The sequence below is a fragment of the Klebsiella sp. CB_Kp196 genome, from assembly GCF_040061575.1.
Lineage (GTDB): Bacteria > Pseudomonadota > Gammaproteobacteria > Enterobacterales > Enterobacteriaceae > Klebsiella > Klebsiella michiganensis.
Window position 1 is genome coordinate 66293 of the sequence record NZ_JBEAFH010000053.1, and the last position, 16277, is coordinate 82569.

The 16277-nt window shown below is 55.7% G+C and carries 15 protein-coding genes and 1 pseudogene; 11 read left to right on the forward strand and 5 right to left on the reverse strand.

The window, feature by feature from the left end; all coding sequences use genetic code 11:
• The first annotated feature begins 490 nt into the window (after positions 1-490).
• Positions 491-739 (forward strand): DUF1158 domain-containing protein, encoded by a 249-nt coding sequence (locus tag ABLU87_RS18360; protein WP_014228312.1) that lies wholly within the window; start codon positions 491-493, stop codon positions 737-739.
• Here the strand turns inward: ABLU87_RS18360 and ABLU87_RS18365 are convergent.
• On the reverse strand, positions 668-2290 hold the full coding sequence (locus tag ABLU87_RS18365; protein ID WP_085521905.1) for an alpha/beta hydrolase-fold protein: 1623 nt from the start codon (positions 2288-2290) through the stop codon (positions 668-670). The two genes, ABLU87_RS18360 and ABLU87_RS18365, sit on opposite strands and share 72 nt — an antisense overlap.
• Before the next feature lie 153 nt (positions 2291-2443).
• Here ABLU87_RS18365 and ABLU87_RS18370 point away from each other — a divergent pair, with 153 nt between their 5' ends.
• Positions 2444-4588, forward strand: a complete 2145-nt coding sequence (locus ABLU87_RS18370; protein WP_119834445.1) for a TonB-dependent siderophore receptor — start codon at positions 2444-2446, stop codon at positions 4586-4588.
• Between the two features lie 36 nt (positions 4589-4624).
• On the opposite strand, the gene ABLU87_RS18375 is transcribed toward ABLU87_RS18370, so the two are convergent.
• Together ABLU87_RS18375 and ABLU87_RS18380 are read right to left on the reverse strand one after the other, a co-directional pair.
• Positions 4625-4966 carry a RamA family antibiotic efflux transcriptional regulator gene (locus ABLU87_RS18375; RefSeq protein ID WP_348870727.1) on the reverse strand — a complete coding sequence of 114 codons (342 nt, stop codon included), beginning with the start codon at positions 4964-4966 and terminating at the stop codon, positions 4625-4627.
• 32 nt (positions 4967-4998) lie between these two features.
• On the reverse strand, positions 4999-6099 hold the full coding sequence (locus tag ABLU87_RS18380) for an MBL fold metallo-hydrolase (protein ID WP_109241137.1): 1101 nt from the start codon (positions 6097-6099) through the stop codon (positions 4999-5001).
• A 190-nt stretch (positions 6100-6289) separates the two neighbouring features.
• On the opposite strand from ABLU87_RS18380, the gene ABLU87_RS18385 reads away from it, so the two are divergent.
• The 3 genes from ABLU87_RS18385 to nfsB all read left to right on the forward strand — a co-directional run bounded on the left by ABLU87_RS18385 (position 6290) and on the right by nfsB (position 8011).
• Positions 6290-6871, forward strand: coding sequence for a TetR/AcrR family transcriptional regulator (locus ABLU87_RS18385; protein ID WP_004848568.1), 582 nt, complete (start codon positions 6290-6292; stop codon positions 6869-6871).
• Entirely contained in the window at positions 6871-7239 is a 369-nt protein-coding gene (locus ABLU87_RS18390; RefSeq protein ID WP_032694574.1) for an MmcQ/YjbR family DNA-binding protein, read from the forward strand. The genes ABLU87_RS18385 and ABLU87_RS18390 overlap by 1 nt, the downstream gene beginning before the upstream one ends.
• 118 nt (positions 7240-7357) lie before the next feature.
• Entirely contained in the window at positions 7358-8011 is a 654-nt protein-coding gene (gene nfsB, locus ABLU87_RS18395) for an oxygen-insensitive NAD(P)H nitroreductase (RefSeq protein WP_103814627.1), read from the forward strand.
• Between the two features lie 260 nt (positions 8012-8271).
• On the opposite strand, the gene ABLU87_RS18400 is transcribed toward nfsB, so the two are convergent.
• Positions 8272-9138 (reverse strand): helix-turn-helix transcriptional regulator, encoded by an 867-nt coding sequence (locus ABLU87_RS18400; protein WP_109241138.1) that lies wholly within the window; start codon positions 9136-9138, stop codon positions 8272-8274.
• Positions 9139-9247: 109 nt separating this feature from the next.
• Between ABLU87_RS18400 and ABLU87_RS18405 the strand changes: the two genes are divergently transcribed.
• The gene (locus ABLU87_RS18405; RefSeq protein WP_014228284.1) at positions 9248-10675 is read left to right on the forward strand and encodes an MFS transporter; all 1428 of its coding nucleotides are present in this window, start codon (positions 9248-9250) and stop codon (positions 10673-10675) included.
• 77 nt (positions 10676-10752) lie between these two features.
• The gene (locus tag ABLU87_RS18410; protein WP_014837733.1) at positions 10753-11997 is read left to right on the forward strand and encodes a mechanosensitive ion channel family protein; all 1245 of its coding nucleotides are present in this window, start codon (positions 10753-10755) and stop codon (positions 11995-11997) included.
• A gap of 5 nt (positions 11998-12002) precedes the next feature.
• On the opposite strand, the gene ABLU87_RS18415 is transcribed toward ABLU87_RS18410, so the two are convergent.
• Entirely contained in the window at positions 12003-12983 is a 981-nt protein-coding gene (locus tag ABLU87_RS18415) for a LacI family DNA-binding transcriptional regulator (protein WP_014228283.1), read from the reverse strand.
• 211 nt (positions 12984-13194) lie between these two features.
• Here ABLU87_RS18415 and ABLU87_RS18420 point away from each other — a divergent pair, with 211 nt between their 5' ends.
• The 4 genes and pseudogenes from ABLU87_RS18420 to ABLU87_RS18435 all read left to right on the forward strand — a co-directional run bounded on the left by ABLU87_RS18420 (position 13195) and on the right by ABLU87_RS18435 (position 16276).
• A complete protein-coding gene (locus ABLU87_RS18420) occupies positions 13195-13593 on the forward strand; it encodes an NUDIX domain-containing protein (protein ID WP_122117558.1) in 399 nt (132 codons plus the stop codon).
• A 675-nt stretch (positions 13594-14268) separates the two neighbouring features.
• Positions 14269-14886, forward strand: a complete 618-nt coding sequence (locus ABLU87_RS18425) for a LuxR C-terminal-related transcriptional regulator (protein ID WP_025107081.1) — start codon at positions 14269-14271, stop codon at positions 14884-14886.
• Positions 14887-14956: 70 nt separating this feature from the next.
• Positions 14957-15535, forward strand: coding sequence for a common pilus major fimbrillin subunit EcpA (locus tag ABLU87_RS18430; protein ID WP_122117557.1), 579 nt, complete (start codon positions 14957-14959; stop codon positions 15533-15535).
• A gap of 64 nt (positions 15536-15599) precedes the next feature.
• Positions 15600-16276: pseudogene (locus ABLU87_RS18435) on the forward strand (hypothetical protein).
• Position 16277: the final 1 nt, after the last annotated feature.

A 16277-nucleotide genomic window follows, 5' to 3' on the forward strand; every position in this document is an offset into this window, starting at 1 on the left:
TATCTCCCTTAAAATTCCGTGAGGCGGAAAGCCTGGAATCATTCCGGGCCAATGAGAAAAATTTCAAACAGGCGGGAGATAATTTGAGCTTGCGCAATATTTACTCTCTCGCCAATACAAAATTTATGGTAAGTTAATTCTATAAAACAACTATTGCAGAATATTAATAAACCAAAACTAAACGAGGTCTACTATGTTTGGAATCTATCGCGGACGCCGTCTGGTGCTGTACATCCTGCTGGCCATTATTATCGCTACACTTGTAGGATATAGCACCTATACTTTTGTAAAAGCGCTGGCTTAATAATGACGTTAATTTACATTGCAATGTAATTAACTTAATCACAAATATTACCAAAATAATTAACATGGGAATAAACGAGGACGTTTAAATATAATATCTAATGCGTATTATAATTACGTACGAAACGATATTGCATTGATTCTCTTTTTACCGGACAATATGTTTTTAACTGATGATTAACAAATAATGAAACATCCGCTAGAAACGCTCCTCAGCGCCGCCGGCATTTTGCTGCTGGCTTTACTCTCCTGCCTGCTGCTGCCGGCGCCCTCGCTGGGCCTGACGCTGGCGCAGAAGCTGGTTGCGACATTCCATCTGATGGATCTCAACCAGCTTTATACCCTGATCTTTTGCCTGTGGTTTTTAGCGCTGGGCGCCATAGAGTATCTGCTGCTGCGCTGGGTCTGGCGTCGCTGGTTTTCCCTTGAGCGCTAAGCCGGTCAGGTCGCGCATGCCGTTGACCAGCGCTTCGCACCAGGCGGCGTAATCGTGGCCGCTGGAGGAGGGATGAAAGCTCACCGTATAACCCTTCTCTTTTAGCACCCGCTCAAATTCAAGCGTATTGGCATAAATGCCGCCGTCCGGCCCGCTGGTTTCGAATTTCCCCGCCTGCAGCCAGAAGCGCACCGGATAGCGCGGCGACTGCTGGTACTGGCGGGTCAGCCAGCCGGCCTCCTCCCCTTGCGGCGCCCACCAGTATGACCCGGACAGGCTCAATACGTTGCCAAACTGCCGGGGGTAGCGCAGCGCTACCCAGGACGCGGCCAGCCCGCCGTAGCTGGACCCGGCAACCACGGTTTTTTGCCGGGTCAGGCTGATCCCCTGGCGGTTCAGCCAGGGCAGCAACTCATGGGCCATAAAATCGGCAAAGTGCGGATTTGGCGGCAGCTCCTTCGCCCGTCGCGAATGATCGAGACTATCGATAAACACCACGTTAATCGGCGGCAGCCGGTGACTGGCGATCAGGGCGTTCAGCACGTTGGCGAGGCGGTATTCGTGCTGGTAAGTTTTACCGTCAAAGAGCAACAGGGTCCAGCGCGCGGGCTGCGGCAACCGCGGGCGATAAATCAGCACTTCCCGCGTATTTTGCAGAAAGTCGCTGCGCAGCTGATGGCGGGTTAAGGTTCCGTAGCGTAGCGGCTGCGCCATACGCTGGGCGGTGCAAAAACGCGCGGCGTTGAGGGCCAGCAGAGAGTGGCGATTCCAGCGGTCGTGGGCGGCATTGATGCTGTTCGGGTTGAGCGGGTCAGCCTGGGCGCTGACCAGAATCGCCCGCCGCTGCTCCCGCGCGCTGCCGGTTACCTGCGGCACGTCCGGGGCCAGCTTATACTGCATGAGGGTATCGGCGGGCACCACGTAGCTGCGAAACCAGACGTCAGAATCCCCGAGGCGAAACAGCGGATCGTGATCCCCCGCCGGCGAACCCAGAATAAACACGTTGCGGCTCGCCCCGCGCCACAGGAAAGTTACCCGCTTATGGCCGGCGTCCACCGGTTCCACCATTGGCGTCCCTTCCCGCTCGCGCTCCTGCCAGAAATGCGCCGTTGAACCTCCCGCCGCCAGTTCACGCTTCAGCCGCAGCAGGCGCGGGCTGACCGGATCCAGCGGCTGAACTTTGGCCAGAGCGGTGGTTTCCCGCATCTGCCACTGAAAGCGCCAGCGCGCCCCCTCTTCGCCGTGCAGCACCAGCGAGGAGGCGCGATTTACCGGCAGAGAAAACAGCAGGGTTTGCTCGCCGTCCGCCGGACCGCCCGTCAGCAGCGTGCGCAGACGGCGGTTATTGTCATCCAGCAGTCGGGCATCGGTGACGCCGGAGAGGGTCGCCGTGACGTAGTTCTCGCCCAATGTCGGCAGGTCAAAACAGACCTCACCGCTGGCGTCGAACTTCCCCTCCAGTTCCCCCTGTAACGAAGGAGATTCGCAGTTCATCGCCGCCGCCGGTAGGGTACTCATGCCAATCAGCAGGCCGCTCCACGCCGTCTTCATTAGCCAATATTTCCTTGTAAGAATTTGTTAATAACGCTAATGCAAATAATAACTATTTGCAATAACATTAACGCCGTTAATGATAACCGCCGGTCGATTCCCCTCGACGCGGACGTTTTTTGATGGCGATTCAACCAAGGATAAAAAATAAACATGTTTAAATATAATAAGATAACAGCTTTCTGGACCGCGGGCGTGGCGGCATCTCTGTTTGGCGGGCCGGCGCTGGCAGCGGAGGAAACGATCGTCGTCACCGCCGGCAGCGGCGAGGATCCTACAGCGCCGCTGAAGGGAATAGTGGCGACAAAAACCCTGTCGGCAACAAAGACCGCTGCGGAGATCGTCAAAACGCCGCAGTCGGTATCGGTGGTCACCCGCGATCAAATGCGGGCGCTGGACGTCACCTCGGTTTCCCAGGCGCTGCGCTATAGCGCGGGCGTTTTTACCGAATACCGAGGTTCATCTAACCGCAACGACGAAGTATTCGTGCGCGGCTTCAGCTACGTGCCCAAATTCCTCGATGGCCTGAGCTACGGTGCCACCGCCTCGTCACAAACCGGCACTTTCGACCCGTGGCTGCTGGAACGCGTCGAGCTGGTGCGCGGCCCGGCCTCGGTGCTGTTTGGTCAGGTCAACCCCGGCGGGCTGATTAGCATGACCAGCAAACGCCCGACCAGCCAGCCGATTCATGAGGTACAGTTCCGTACCGGCAATAACCACCTCGCCGAAGGGGCTTTCGACGTTGGCGGCCCGCTGAGCGATGACGGCCACCTGCTCTATCGCCTGAGCGGGATCGCCCGCACCCAGAATAACCAGATCGATGACTATAAAGAGACGCGGATGGCTATCGCCCCTGCCCTCACCTGGTATCCTGGTGACGCCACGCGCTTTACCCTGTTAACCAGCTATCAGAAAGACCCGGACGCCGGCTATCGTAACTTCCTGCCGCGTTACGGTACCGTGGAAAGCGTCGACGGCAGCTATATTCCTCGCGATTTTAACGTCAGCGATCCCAGCTACAACCAGTCGTGGCGTGAACAAACGATGATTGGCTATGAATTTGAGCACCAGCTCAACGATACCTTTACTCTGCGCCAGAACGCCCGCTACGCCACCATCAAACAGAAGTATCGCTACCTGGTTTATTCCACCAGCGCCGCCAACAGCTCGGTACTCTCCCGCCGCGCCCAGCATGAACAGCGTCAGACCGATGAGTTTGGCATCGATAACCAGCTTGAAGCGCAGTTCGCCAGCGGTCAGGTGGCGCATACGGTGATTGGCGGTGTGGATTACAAAACCAGTAAGGATAAGCAGTACCTTGGTCGGGCCGGCGGCTCGCAGTACGATATCGACTGGCGCAGCCCGACCTACGGGGTTAGCGTCGATGAAAGCGCCTTCAGTCCCGCCACTAATGAACAGCAAAATCTCGACCAGGCTGGGGTGTATGTTCAGGATCAGCTGAGCTGGCGAAACTGGGAACTGTTAGTTTCCGGGCGCTACGACTGGGCAGAGGTACGCACCACCGATTTTACCGACGCCAGCAGCACCCAGCAGAATGATAATAAGCTCACCTGGCGCACCGGCCTGCTGTACGCCTTTGATTCCGGTCTTTCCCCCTATATCAGCTACAGCACCTCCTTCGAACCTAACCTGCAAACCAACCGCGCGCCGGGTGTCGGACCATTCGATCCCAGCGAAGGCAAACAGGTAGAGGTGGGTCTGAAATACCAGCCTGACCCAAACGCGTTAATGACCCTCGCGCTGTACGATCTGACGCAGAGCAACGTCGCGACCTACAACAGCGCGGCCGGGTGGTTTGAAAACAGCGGTAAAGTGCGCTCGAAAGGCGTTGAAGCCGAAGCGCACGCGACGGTCTTCGATAACCTCAATCTGATCGCGTCTTACACCTATACCGACGCGGAAACCGTCAATACCACCGTCGTCGGTACCGAAGGGAAAACGCCGGCACGCATTCCGACCCATATGGCTTCGGCGTTCACCAGCTATACCCTGCCGGACGGCGCGTTAAAAAGCCTGACCGCGGGCGTTGGCGTACGCTATATCGGCACCAGCTACGGCGATGCGAAAAACACGTTTAAGGTACCGGCAGTGGATCTGTACGACGCCATGGTCAGCTATGAGTTAGGCGAGCTGAATTCGAGCCTGAAAGGGGCGAAAGTGCAGTTCAACGTCAACAACCTCGCCAATACCAAATACGTGGCCTCCTGCGCCAGCGATAGCGCCTGCTTCTACGGCATTGGTCGGACGGTGACGGCGACGGTCAACTACGCCTGGTAAAAAAGCGTCCGCCGGTGTTCCCCCGGCGGACGCGTTTCAGTGCGCGCGGCGGTGATTTTGTTTACGGTAGGCACCCGGCGGCTGATTAAACGTGCGGGTGAAGATGCGGGTAAAAGTTTGCTGCGAGTCAAAACCGTATTTCAGGCAAATATCGTAGACCCGCTGATCGGTATCGCGCAGATCGCGGGCCGCCAGCAGCAGCTTACGCTCGCGGATATAGCGCCCAAGACTCTCCCCTTTATACTGTAAAAACAGTCGTTGCAAATGCCACTTCGAATAACCGGCGTGGCGCGCAATATCGTCAATACGTAGCGGCTGATGCAAATTATCATCAATCCACTCGACGATAGTATCAATGACCTGAGCGGAAATAGTCATATGTCCTCTCTCCTCCTGAACCACTCTCATCGTTAGCGCCACCAGGCGTTAAATGATTGCGTTTTATCGGCGACCCAAACCGGCTCACCCAACATTGGCGTCAGCAGTCGCCACGGTCGCCCTGTGCTGGCCTCCGCCAGCCTTTTGTACGGATCGTCCCATGTGTGTTTTGCCAGCACGAAGCGCCCGGCGTGACCCGGCAGCACCGCGCGTGCATGAACATCGTCAGCGGCTTGCGCCGTCTCTTCCGGCATCATGTGGATGTACTTCCAGTCCTGGTCATACTGACCGTTTTCCATGATCGCCAAATCCACTTCGCCAAACTGTTCGCCGATGGCTTTAAAGTGCGGGCCGTAGCCGCTGTCGCCGCTGTAGTAAATTTTCTGCTGCGGGGTAACGAACATAAAGCTGGCCCACAGGGTCTGGTTGCGCTTGAGGCCGCGGCCGGAAAAGTGGCGCGCGGGCAGGACGTGTACCGTCAGCTCATCGCTCACCTGCACCGACTGATTCCAGTCCGCCTCGCTGATGATCGCGCTCTCCATTCCCCAGTAGCGCAGGTGCGACCCCACGCCCAGCGGCGTCACCACGCGCTTGACCTTCGGCATCAGAGCTTTGATGGTGGCGTAATCGAGGTGGTCGTAATGATCGTGCGAGATAATCAGCAGGTCGATATCCGGCATGCCCTCTGCGTGCCACGGGTAATCCCCGGCAAAGGCTTTATTGATAAACGAGAACGGCGCGGCATAGTTGCTAAATACGGGATCGATCAGGATGCGTTTGCCCGCCAGCTGCAGGTACCAGGAGGAGTGACCGAGCCAGACCATCACGTCCTGCCCTGACGGCAGGCTGGCCAGATCGGTGTTCACCAGCGGCAGCGGCTGCGCCGGTCTGGCATTTTCACGTTTGGCGACCAGAAACTCCCACCATGCGGCCAGCATATTTTTTTGCCCGGTAAACCCCGGCGTCGGAAGCTGATTGTGAAACTGACCGTCGTGATAGTGCGGCGACTGCTCCACCAGGCTGAGCTGCGCGCCCTGCGGCGCCTGACCAAATCCGGCATTTAACACAAACGGCAAAGTTGTTGCTGACGCTAATAACATGATGGCGACCACGCTGAAAGTGACACGGTTCATATCCTGACCTGGCGAAATCCCCCTTCCTGGAGGTTTTTGTTATAAGGCTTGATTATGAGTGAGTAAGCACTCATTATTAGGAAGAAGCTGAAAGTCGTCAAGACGATTTTCAAATTTTGACAGACAGCGTTGCAGCGCCCATGCCGGGCGTGCTTAGATCGTGGTTTTATTATGAGTGAGGTAAAGTGTAGTGGCTCGTCCTAAGAGTGAAGATAAAAAGCAAGCGTTACTGGAGGCCGCAACCGCCGCCTTTGCCCAATCGGGAATCGCCGCCTCAACCTCCGCCATCGCCCGCAGCGCCGGGGTTGCCGAGGGTACGCTGTTTCGCTACTTTGCCACCAAGGACGATTTGCTCAACGAGCTTTATCTGACCATAAAAGCAGACCTGGTTCAGACAATGATAGCGGGTCTCAACCCGAACGAGACCCGGCCAAAAGAGAACACGCGCAATATCTGGAATAGCTATATCGGCTGGGGCGTGCGTAACCCCATGGAGCATAAAGCGATTCGCCGGATGGCGCTGAGTGAACGGATCACCGACGAAACCCGCAATCGCGTCCAGGAGATGTTTCCCGAGCTCAATGAACTGTGCCAGCGCTCAATCAAACCCGTTTTTCAATCCGACGAGTACCGTACCTTCGGCGATGCGTTGTTTCTTTCGCTGGCCGAAACCACCATTGAATACGCCAGCCACGAGCCGGAGCGCGCCGTCCGTTTTGTCGAGCTGGGCTTTGAAGCCATGTGGCAGGCCCTTGCCGAGGACAATAGCTGATGGATCACCGCTCGCTGCATGACAACGCGCATCGTATCGCGCTGGAGCTTCCCTTTACCGAGCACTGCTGGCCGTTTGGCCCGGAGTACGATGTGTTTAAAGTCGGCGGGAAGATTTTTATGCTCACCGCGACCGTACGCGGCCGCGCGCTGGTCAACCTGAAGTGCGATCCGCAAAAATCGCTGCTTCATCAGGCCATTTACCGCAGCATCGAGCCCGGCTATCACATGAACAAAAAGCACTGGATCACCGTGGTTCCCGGCGAGGACATCAGCGTCGAGTTACTAGCGGAGCTGATCGATGATTCGTGGAATCTGATCGTCGATAAACTCAGCAAAAAAGAGCAGCAGCGCCTACGTCCGGGGTGATTTTCAGCGCTGCGCGATAAGTGTTATCGCATTTTTGCCCCTTATCATTTGCCCGCCATCGCTGTACTCTTCCTTCACGAAACGCACCCGCAAGGGGTTGTAAACAGTGAGGAAGAGTATGGATATCGTATCGGTTGCCTTAAAGCGCTACTCCACCAAGGCATTTGACGCCACCAAAAAGCTAACTGCCGAGCAGGCGGAAAACCTGAAAACGCTGCTGCAGTACAGCCCGTCAAGCACCAACTCCCAGCCGTGGCACTTTATCGTTGCCAGCAGCGATGAAGGCAAAGCGCGCGTTGCCAAAGCGGCGAGCGGCACCTACGTGTTTAACGAACGTAAAATTCTCGATGCCTCCCACGTGGTGGTGTTCTGCGCCAAAACCGCGATGGACGACGCCTGGCTTGAGCGCGTGGTCGATCAGGAAGAGGCCGATGGCCGCTTCGCTAACGCCGAAGCCAAAGCGGCAAACCATAAAGGCCGCACCTTCTTTGCCGATATGCACCGCAAAGAGCTGCATGACGACGACCAGTGGATGGCGAAGCAGGTGTATCTGAACGTCGGCAACTTCCTGCTGGGCGTGGCGGCAATGGGCCTGGACGCCGTGCCGATTGAAGGCGTCGATTTCGCAATTCTCGATGCCGAATTTGACCTGAAGGCCAAGGGCTACACCAGCCTGGTCGTGGTGCCGGTCGGCCATCATAGCGTTGAAGACTTTAACGCCTCCCTGCCGAAATCACGCCTGCCGCAGGCGACGACCATTACCGAGATTTAATTCTCTGCTTTTCTTTTACGTCAGGATGATCCCCGGATTGCGGCCGTCGCCTTATCCGGGCTACAAAATTACACACTGTGGGAACCCGTAGCCCGGGTAAGGCGCGTCAAGCGCCGCCCCCGGGGATAGCCCGCAGTATTTTGCAGCCAGGATACCTCCACGTGCCAGATGCGCTCCGCATAGCGGCCAATGACCGCCAGGCGTTGAGCGTACGCTGAATAATGCGCTGCTCTTTTCGGGTCACGTTCATAAGCATTCCGTTAGTGTGTGTGCAGCCACGCCAGCGCCCGCTCGCCCGTTTCATCCATCGGCAAATAGACCAGCAGGCGCGAACCGTTGCGCGGGGCCGAGTACCAGTACATCTGCTGCAGGCTGAAGCGTCCGAGCTGCGGATGGTTAAAGTGTTTCACCTGATTTTCCACCCCGCGCACCTCATAGCGCTGATGCCATAGCGCCTCGAACTCCGCCGAGGCGGCGAAAAAACGCGCCAGCTTATTCTCCCACAGCGGATCGCCGCGGTGCTCCGCCATCGCCGCGCGGAAATAGGAGACAAACGTCGCCAGCACGTCGCGATTCTCGATGCGGCTGCGCCAGGTTTCATTGGTCAGATACAGATAAATGCAGTTGCGATCCTCTTCCGGAATGGTGGCGAAATCGATGCCCATCAGGCGGCAGAAGCTGTCGTTCCAGGCCACAATATCGAAGCTCGGCTTCTGAATACTGGCGGGCTGCGGCATCAGGCTATCGAGCATCCGCCGGGTGCCCGGGCTGATGCCTTCGCATACCGTGACCTGCGCGGCTTCCGGCGGCGTCAGTCCGGCCAGGACAAACAGATGTCGGGTCTCCAGCGGGCTGCACTGCAGCGCGTTCGCCACCGACACCAGCACGGCCTCGGACGGATTCACTTCCCGCCCCTGCTCCAGCCAGGTGTACCAGGTGACGCCGACCTCCGCCAGCATCGCCACCTCTTCCCGCCGCAGGCCCGGCGTGCGCCGCCGGCCGACGCGAGGTAACCCCAGGCGCTGCGGATCGAGGCTCTCACGCCGGGCGCGCAGAAACGCCCCCAGCTGTTTACGGCCGTCATCGGGCGCGGCGATCGTCGATTCACGTTGCGGCATGGTCGTCATAAAACCTCCAGCATGGTAGTACCAATACCAGTATAAGCAGGAACTGGTACCCGTTTAATTTATCGGTGATGCTACGGCCATCCGCTGAATGACGCAATGGAGAGATCCGATGAATTCGTCTGCTGTTTCACCCGGCCGCGCCGGTTTATTCCTTCTGTTGACCGGCCAGATGCTGCCGCTGATCGACACCTCGATCGCCAACGTCGCGCTGGACTCCATCACCCAGTCGCTGAACGCCAGCGCCACCCAGCTGGAGCTGATCGTCGCGCTGTACGGCGTCGCCTTTGCCGTTTGCCTGGCGATGGGCAGCAAGCTTGGCGATAACTATGGCCGCCGCCGTCTGTTTATGTGGGGCGTGGCGATTTTTGGCGTCGCCTCCCTGCTGTGCGGGATGGCGAACTCCATCTCCACGCTGCTGGCGGCGCGCGCGGTCCAGGGCGCCGGCGCGGCCCTGATCGTGCCGCAGATTCTCGCTACGCTGCATATCACCCTTAAAGGCACCGCCCACGCCCGGGCCATCAGCCTCTACGGCGGCATTGGCGGAATCGCCTTTATCGTCGGTCAGATGGGCGGCGGCTGGCTGGTCTCGGCGGATATCGCCGGTTTAGGCTGGCGAAATGCCTTCTTTATTAACGTGCCGATCTGCCTGCTGGTGCTGGCCTTCAGCCCGCGATACGTCCCGGAGACCCGGCGCGAAGCGCATTCGCGCATCGACTGGCAGGGCACCTTCAGCCTTGCGCTGATCCTCTGCTGCCTGCTGTTTCCGATGGCGCTGGGGCCGGAGCTGCACTGGCCGTGGACGCTGCAGCTGATGTTAGCTGCGGTGCTGCCGCTGCTGGTCTGGATGCGGGCCAGCGCGCTGAGCAAACAGCAGCGCGGCGAGCAGCCGCTATTGCCGCCTCGCCTGCTGAAGCTCACCAGCATTCGCTTTGGCATGGCCATCGCCCTGCTCTTTTTCAGCGCCTGGTCCGGGTTTATGTTCTGCATGGCGCTGACCATGCAGGCCGGTCTGGGGATGGCGCCGTGGCAGTCCGGCAACAGCTTTATCGCGCTCGGCGTGGCCTACTTCATCTCCGCGCTGTACGCGCCGAAGCTGATTGCCCGCTACAGCATGGGGCGCATTTTGCTGACCGGCCTGTCGGTGCAGATTGTCGGCCTGCTGCTGCTGAGCGCGACCTTTTATCGCCTTGGTATCCACACCACCACCCTGGCGCTGGTCCCCTCCACGGCGCTTATCGGCTACGGGCAGGCGCTGATCGTCAACAGCTTTTACCGTATCGGGATGCGCGATATCAGCGCCTGCGACGCCGGGGCCGGGAGCGCGATTCTCAGCACTCTGCAGCAGGCGACGCTGGGTCTGGGCCCGGCAATTCTCGGGTCGCTATTCTTAACCCTTGCCCAGCGCAGCGGCGGCGACTATCCCCGGGCGCTGATCGATTTCCTGGCGGTGGAAGTGGTGATGATGCTGGTACTGGGCGCCATCGCGCTGTGGCTACGCCATCACCTTAACGTCCGTCCGGCGGTAGCGACCCCATAATTCACAACAGCGTAACCTGCGATTTGCATAATAGACATCCAGCGGTCATCATAACCGCTGGATGTAAAGGAGACGTTATGCAGGAATTCATATCGCAAATCGCCGCATTAGGCATCAAAATTACCCCCACCACCTCACTCATTATTATCTTCGGCATTATTTTTCTGACGGCGATTGTCGTTCATCTTATTCTGCACAAAGTGGTGCTGCGCACCTTCGAAAAGCGGGCGAAAGCCAGCAGCCACCTGTGGCTGCAAATTATTACCCAGAACAAACTGTTTCATCGTCTGGCCTTCACCCTGCAGGGGATTATCGTCAACGTGCAGGCGGTGTTGTGGCTGCAAAAAGGCAGCGAGGCTGCGGAAATACTCACCACCTGCGCGCAGCTGTGGGTGATGATCTACGCGATGCTGTCCTTCTTTTCGCTGCTGGACGTGGTGTTCAATTTATCGCAGAAATTCGCCACCGCTTCTCAGCTGCCGCTTAAAGGGATATTTCAGGGTATTAAGCTGGTCTGCGCGATTATTGTCGGCATTCTGGTTATCTCCTTACTGATTGGCCAGTCGCCGGCGATTCTGATTAGCGGACTCGGCGCGATGGCCGCGGTACTGATGCTGGTATTCAAAGATCCTATTCTTGGCCTGGTGGCGGGAATTCAGCTCTCCGCCAACGATATGCTCAAGCTCGGCGACTGGCTGGAGATGCCCAAATATGGCGCCGACGGCGCGGTGATTGACATCGGCCTGACCACGGTGAAGGTGCGCAACTGGGATAACACCATCACCACCATTCCAACCTGGTCGCTGGTTTCCGACTCGTTTAAAAACTGGAGCGGTATGTCGGCATCCGGCGGTCGCCGCATTAAGCGCAGCCTGAATATCGATACCACCAGCATTCATTTTCTTGATGAACAGGAGCAGCAGCGCTTAATTCAGGCCAGGCTGCTGAAGCCGTATATGGATTCACGTCATCAGGAAATCAGCCTGTGGAACCAGCAGAACGCCGCCGATCAATCGATATTGAATCAGCGCAGGATGACCAATATCGGTACCTTCCGCGCCTATTTGCAGGAGTATTTGCGTAATCATCCGCGCATCCGCAAAGATATGACGCTGATGGTGCGCCAGCTGGCGCCGGACGCCAGCGGCCTGCCGATTGAGATTTACTGCTTCACCAACACCGTGGTGTGGGCGGAATATGAAAGCATTCAGGCGGATATATTCGATCACGTTTATGCCGTGGTTGACGAATTCGGCCTGCGGATCCATCAGTCCCCTACCGGTAATGACATTCGTTCGCTGGCGGGCGCGGTGTCTCAGTAATATCCTCAGGCACTGGCGCGGGAAATGACGCGCCAGTCCATCATCACCCGCTCGACCGCGGCGTCGGGATTGTCGATTCTTTTCATCAGCAGCGTGACCGCCGTACGGCCAATCTCGCGCGAAGGCTGTTCCACGGTGGTCAGCTGCGGCGATACCACTTCAGCCAGTTCGGTGCCATCAAAACCGACCACCGCAATATCTTCCGGCACCCGCATTCCGGCCTGAGCGATAGCCCGCAGCGCGCCCGCCGCCAGCGAATCAGAGACGGCAAACACCGCGTCCGGCTGCTCTTCCTGCGCCAGCAGCGTCTCCATCGCCTGTTTACCGGCCGCGGCGCTCAGATCGCTGGCGTAGATCACCTGTTGATACGCCAGTTCGCGAACGTGCAGAACGCTTTTATAGCCGCGCTCGCGCAGGCGCGAGTAGCGATAGCTGAGATCGTGGTTGATTAAAGCAATGCGTTTACGCCCGCCGTCAACCAGCCGGGAAACGGCGCCCTGCGCCGCGTCGACGTCGTTGATGCCGACGCAGGAGATGCTGCCGTTATCGGCATATTCCGCGCACTGAACCCAGGGCGCGTCGCCGATCATGGTGGTGAGTTCCGGCAGGCTGGAGAGCGCGTTCATGGTGATGATGCCGTCGACCATTTTGCCGGAGAGCAGCTGCAGCCCCGAGGTTGAACGGGCTAAATCCGAACCTGAATTACACAGCAGGATCCGGTAGCCGTTCTTTTCCGCCTCTTCTTCAATGCCCTTGACCACCTCGGCGCAAAAGGGGTTGGCGATATTAGAAACCATCACCAGAATCATATTGCTGCGGGCCGTTCGCAGCTGGCGGGCCAGCAGATTAGGCTGGTAGTTACTCTCTTTGATCGCCTGCAGCACACGTTCGCGATTCTTCGCTTTAACGGTATCGCTGTTATTCAATACCCGCGATACCGTCGCCACCGAGACGCCCGCCAGGCGAGCGATTTTCTGAATTGACATAGAGGCTGCACTTCCCGCATAGACGTTATATTTCGCAGGCTATCATAAATGAGCCCCGCCTGCGCCGTCAGCAGGTTTTGCGATAATCGACGGGATTGATTAGCACGCTAAGGTCGCTATCATGATAGCGCCGGCGTTGTTTCGCGAGAGATGAAACGTACGCCGGCCGTTGAACATCATCGGCATATAACTGGGGTATCTCTTGAACACAATAAAAAATATTCATATCGCGGCGGCAGTGATCGCCGACGGCCAAGGACGCTGTCTTTTAGTACGCAAACGAGGGACTGAGTACTTTATGCAGCCCGGTGGAAAACCTGAAATCGGGGAAGCCCCGGAAGCGGCGCTGATCCGCGAGCTCGAAGAGGAGCTCAACTTCATCGTCTCACCTGAAGAACTGGTCCCGGTAGGCCGCTTCACCGATACGGCGGCAAACGAGCCGGGCCATACGGTCTCGGCGGATATCTTTCGGATAGCCACCAACAGAGCGAGCTTTACACCGACGGCAGAAATAGAAGAAGTTATCTGGTATACGCCGGGCCAGGATCGGCATATTAAGCTTGCTCCTCTTACCGAGAATCACCTGCTTCCTCTGCTGAAAGGGGCGTAAGCGCCCGGGGCGCATCGAAAGTATTGGCTCATTTGTCTGCACATTCACGCTGCCATCGTCCCGGTGGCGCTACGGCGGCCTGCAGGCAGAGACCGTTCAGGCTGCAGCGCCCCGTCTCCCCGAGAAGCATTTGTCCGCTTCTTCCGGTTAAGATTTAGCACATCCTTCTGATTCGCTCCTTTTCAAGCGCCGACGCGTTTTAGTTCTTAAAAACGCCCTGTTTTGTACGCCAGATCATATTTCGCCAGACAGTCCTTTCCCCCATAATCCAAAATATCGCAACTTTCCCTTACAAAAAACAGGTGATTACAGAATAAACACCACAAAATCAAACAAAACAAAAACACAAAATTAACAAACAGCGATGAGATAGCATTTTTTTTGACTTATTGTGCTGTTTTTTTTTAACCAATTCTCCCCCATTCAGCGAGAAAATTCCTGGTCACCATGGATAATTCTTAAAGGGCTATCGACATAAAATTCTGCACCTTAAGATTTTTCTTATTCAGAATAGTAGGTTAGTATCAATCCAGTCAATTTCAGCCCTTAAGAATTTACACATTTTTCATCTATATAACTCTCCAGAAATTAAAGTTGTCACATTTATTAACTAGCCATAATATAGCCACATCATTGAACGATAGGGTAATACAATATAGGGAAATAAATCGACATATGGCTCCGCAGAAATATGAGAAGGTATACTGCATAAGCTGTCAGTATCAATGCGAAATCTATCCACGACCTACGATAAAATCGATTAACTGCATTGAAACCCGCTATTGCGTATGGCCCGATAAAAACATCTATTTAAAAAATGGTGTGCATTGTTTTTTAATTAACAAGCACTACAACTTCTCTAATTCCGGCTTTATATTTGTTGATTTTTCTCGCTACAACATCAGATTATTCACCAATGATAAATGGATTGAATATTTGATCAAAACAGGGTTGCGGATAGTGTTGATTGCCGACAGGTTAGCGCAGCCGCTGGCGCTGTTCTGGAAACACCGCTGTCAGCAGATAGTTTCGATTATCAACACCAGCGATACCCGAGACGAGATTGAAAAGAAAATACAGCTTTCGTTTCTCGGTCAAAGAGATGGTCGAGGTTACCGCCAAAAACTCAGCGACCAGGAAGTGCTGGTTCTCGATCTTTTACTCGCAGAAAAGTCGGTTAAGCAAATAGCCAACGAATTGCAGATGGCAGAAAAGAGGATCTACGCAATCAAGCTCAGCTTGCAGAATAAGATGGGAGGCAGAGGGAAGTTAAACATTATTCTATCTGGATAAAGTCATTATCAGTATTTGTAGCAATAACTCCATAAATGGAACTAACTTAATTATTCTCAGGAAATTTAAAATGAAAAAAATCGTATTAGCGGGTGTTGTGGCTGCGGCTCTTATCTCTACCAACGCAATGGCTGACGTGACCACTTCCGCCACTGCAAGCTGGGATGCAAGCGCAACTAAAGACACCACCAGCGCGCTGGTTGTCACTCCGCTGAAATCCCTGAACTTCCAGTACGCTGAAGGGATTGAAGCGTTTAACGCCCAGAAAGGCGCTTTCGACATCACCATCCAGGGCCAGTCTGGCGCGACCGACTTCACGCTGACCTCTCAGATCGTCAGCAACACCCTGAGCCGTACCACTGATGCCTCTACTCTGGCCGTCGGTGTGAGCTGGAACGGCAACGCGCTGAACAAAACCACCCCGGTAACGATGATTGATACCGCCAACAACATCTCCGCGGGTCTGGATGCGCTGGCTGTCGCTACCGCCTTCGCAGGCGCCGAGCGCGTCAGCACTCAGGGTTCCTTCGATTTCACTGTCGACTCCGCGACTTCTGACGGCAGCACCGCCGCTAAGTTCAAAGATTTAACCGACGGTTACTGGAGCGGCGACGTTCGCGTTCAGTTCAACGCGGTCTGGACTATCTAATCAGGTGTAGCCAACACCTGTCCGGTATGACAAGGAGGCTTCGGCCTCCTTATAAGGATGCGCCATGAAACTGAATCCATTATTACTCTCTCTCTTCTTATTCACCGTGACGCCCTCCTCCCATGCAATTAATGTCGGAGACGTCACCTCAATAATGGGGCCGGATGCCTCGACTCTGGCAAAAGAAATCATTAATACCACCGATACGGCGCGTTACGTTAGCGTCAGCGTGGAGCGTATTTCATCGCCGATGGCCGGCGGCACGGTTATCCCGATGGCGAGCAGATCGGAATTATTATCAACGCCAGCCAGCCTGATATTACCCGGAAATGCAAAAGAGAATTTTCGTTTTTTTACAAAGGACCTCAGGACAACCAGGAACGTTATTACCGCATATCCTGGACCGATGAGCCGGTGACCGAGTTCGAAGCCAGTAAAAAGAAAAAACAGGGTGAGGCAACCACCTCTGCCATTATTGGTACCATTCTGGTGGTCGCGCCGCGTGAAGAAAGATTTGACTATCGTCGCGATAATGACACGGTGACCAATACCGGCAACGCTTCATTCCGCGTTATCTCCTACGGACCCTGTCGTGATAAAGCGAAGGATGAGGGTCAAGGCTGCCGTGAACGCTATTATGTCATGCCTGGTGTCAGCGTAAAAATAAAGCATACCGATCTCACCAACAAAAAAACGCGAATTGGAATATGGCACGGTGAGCAATATATAAATGTAAACTGAG

Excerpts from the sequence above, each read along its gene's own strand:
- ABLU87_RS18360 (WP_014228312.1), top strand. The coding sequence starts at position 491 with ATGAAACATCCGCTAGAAACGCTCCTCAGCGCCGCCGGCATTTTGCTG.
- ABLU87_RS18365 (WP_085521905.1), bottom strand. The coding sequence starts at position 2,290 with ATGAAGACGGCGTGGAGCGGCCTGCTGATTGGCATGAGTACCCTACCG.
- ABLU87_RS18370 (WP_119834445.1), top strand. The coding sequence starts at position 2,444 with ATGTTTAAATATAATAAGATAACAGCTTTCTGGACCGCGGGCGTGGCG.
- ABLU87_RS18375 (WP_348870727.1), bottom strand. The coding sequence starts at position 4,966 with ATGACTATTTCCGCTCAGGTCATTGATACTATCGTCGAGTGGATTGAT.
- ABLU87_RS18380 (WP_109241137.1), bottom strand. The coding sequence starts at position 6,099 with ATGAACCGTGTCACTTTCAGCGTGGTCGCCATCATGTTATTAGCGTCA.
- ABLU87_RS18390 (WP_032694574.1), top strand. The coding sequence starts at position 6,871 with ATGGATCACCGCTCGCTGCATGACAACGCGCATCGTATCGCGCTGGAG.
- nfsB (WP_103814627.1), top strand. The coding sequence starts at position 7,358 with ATGGATATCGTATCGGTTGCCTTAAAGCGCTACTCCACCAAGGCATTT.
- ABLU87_RS18400 (WP_109241138.1), bottom strand. The coding sequence starts at position 9,138 with ATGACGACCATGCCGCAACGTGAATCGACGATCGCCGCGCCCGATGAC.
- ABLU87_RS18405 (WP_014228284.1), top strand. The coding sequence starts at position 9,248 with ATGAATTCGTCTGCTGTTTCACCCGGCCGCGCCGGTTTATTCCTTCTG.
- ABLU87_RS18410 (WP_014837733.1), top strand. The coding sequence starts at position 10,753 with ATGCAGGAATTCATATCGCAAATCGCCGCATTAGGCATCAAAATTACC.
- ABLU87_RS18415 (WP_014228283.1), bottom strand. The coding sequence starts at position 12,983 with ATGTCAATTCAGAAAATCGCTCGCCTGGCGGGCGTCTCGGTGGCGACG.
- ABLU87_RS18425 (WP_025107081.1), top strand. The coding sequence starts at position 14,269 with ATGGCTCCGCAGAAATATGAGAAGGTATACTGCATAAGCTGTCAGTAT.
- ABLU87_RS18430 (WP_122117557.1), top strand. The coding sequence starts at position 14,957 with ATGAAAAAAATCGTATTAGCGGGTGTTGTGGCTGCGGCTCTTATCTCT.